General features: G+C 63.4%; 1 protein-coding gene and 1 pseudogene. Both read left to right on the forward strand.

The window, feature by feature from the left end:
* Positions 1-156 precede the first annotated feature (156 nt).
* Complete coding sequence (locus tag WCB02_RS18150; RefSeq protein ID WP_423960106.1) at positions 157-1,875, forward strand: GspE/PulE family protein; 1,719 nt, start codon at positions 157-159, stop codon at positions 1,873-1,875.
* A gap of 7 nt (positions 1,876-1,882) precedes the next feature.
* Positions 1,883-2,078 (forward strand): annotated as a pseudogene (locus tag WCB02_RS18155) (type II secretion system F family protein); the annotation flags it as partial.

A 2,078-nucleotide genomic window follows, 5' to 3' on the forward strand; every position in this document is an offset into this window, starting at 1 on the left:
GCTTTGATCTAAATCACGGCGGGATGTGACTTTTCGGCAAAGCGTTGGACCGTCGCCGATGCTTTCTTACAGATGTCACGTTCAGGATCAATAAAGTCAGCTCCGGCGATCATTGGCAAGGCCTAGCGCCGCATCACCCAGGCAGCCGCGGGACGCATGACCGATCATCAGTCATCGCAGTTTTTAGAGCATCTTCGCCAAGAGCGGCACTTGAAGCCGATCGACGCACGCGAGATTGCTGAGTCCGACGCGTCCGATTCAGCGCGGGACAACGCCGCGCGCAGCCCGCAATCGGCTTTTCGCGGAAAGCTCTGGGAGCTCACCGATCTCTCGGCCAGCCAGTTCGCCGATGAGGCTGCGCGCTTTTATCGCTGTGAACGCGTGACACTGCAGGACATGCTGTCAGCCATACCGCTGGTTGCGGCGTTCTCACAGCGCTTTCTTCGCGAAACGCTGGTTTTTCCATATCAATCCGCCGATGGCGGTGCCGTGCTGGCCATCGCGGATCCGACCGATCTGGCGGCAAGGCGCGCCGCCGAAATCGTGCTCGGGCCAGGTATCGAAATCAGGATCGCCGCGTTCGATGACCTGGCGATCCTGCTGGATCAAAGGCTTGCCGATCATAGTGCCGAGCAGCACGGCGACGCGGACGGTTTTTCGCAACTGCGAGACGATGATATCGAAAGTCTGCGCGATCTCGCCAGCGGTGCGCCTGTGGTGCGTGCGGACAACGATCTCCTGGAGCAGGCGATCGAGCTGCGGGCCAGCGACATCCACATCGAGCCGTTTTCGAGCGGGCTCGTCGTGCGCATGAGGATCGACGGATTGCTGCGAGCAGTGACCGCGCCCACTGGGGTGCTGCCGCAGGCCGTGATCTCGCGCATCAAGATCATCGCGAGCCTGAACATCGCGGAACGTCGCCTGCCGCAGGACGGTGCCGCACGGCTGCGGGCGGGACGGACCGACATCGACATCCGTGTCGCCATCATGCCGACCCAGCACGGGGAATCCGCCGTGATCCGGCTGCTGCCGAAGGATCGCGGGCTATTGGTCGTCGACAGACTGGGTTTCGCGCCGGGCGACGAAGCCAAGCTGAGGCGGCTGTTGAAGTTGCCGCACGGCATGATCGTCATCACCGGGCCGACCGGCAGCGGCAAGACCACCACGCTGGCGACCATCCTCAGCATTCTGAACGAGCCGGTCCGCAAGATCCTCACGATCGAGGATCCGGTCGAGTATGAAATCCCGGGCATCAATCAGTCGCAGATCAAGCCAGCGATCGGGCTGACATTCGCGAGCGCGCTGCGCTCCTTCGTGCGTCAGGATCCTGATGTCATCATGGTCGGCGAGGTGCGCGATTCCGAAACTGCGCATGTCGCGGTGCATGCCGCCTTGACCGGACATCTGGTGCTGACCACGCTGCATACCGAGACAGCCGCGGCTGCGGTGCCGCGGCTGCTCGATCTCGGTGTCGAGGGCTATCTCTTGCGCTCCACGCTACGCGCGGTGGTTGCGCAGCGCCTTGTGCGCCAGCTTTGCGAGCGTTGCAGGTCATCCAAGGTCCTGGACGCTGCAGATCTGACCGAAGACCCGCGGCTCGCCACGCTCGGCTTTCAGGCCGGCCACACCGTTCATCTCCCGGGCGGCTGCGAACGTTGCGGCGGGTCCGGTTATCGTGGGCGGCTCGGCGTGTTCGAGGTGCTCGAACTCGACAATGAACTGCGCGACCTGATCGGCGAGAAGACCGACGGGCTCAAGATCGATCAAGCCGCCATCCGTGGCGGCATGACCACGATGCTCGACGACGGCATAGCCAAATGCCGCGCCGGATTAACCTCGCCCGCGGAAATCCTCCGCGTTACCACCGCGCGATGAGGTAGCCGTGCCGAATTTTCGTTATCGCGCACTGACCCAAAGCGGCGAGATCGTGCATGGCACCCTTGCGGCACCGACCGCGGCGGAGGTCGCCGCGCGCATCGAATATCTGCGGCTGCTGCCGATCGAAACGGTGGAAGAGCAGGGGGCCTCCTCTGCCTCCAGCGGGCTCGGCTTCTTCAGCCAGCCGAGTTCCGGGGAAG

The organism is Bradyrhizobium sp. (assembly GCF_049581145.1).
Lineage (GTDB): Bacteria > Pseudomonadota > Alphaproteobacteria > Rhizobiales > Xanthobacteraceae > Bradyrhizobium.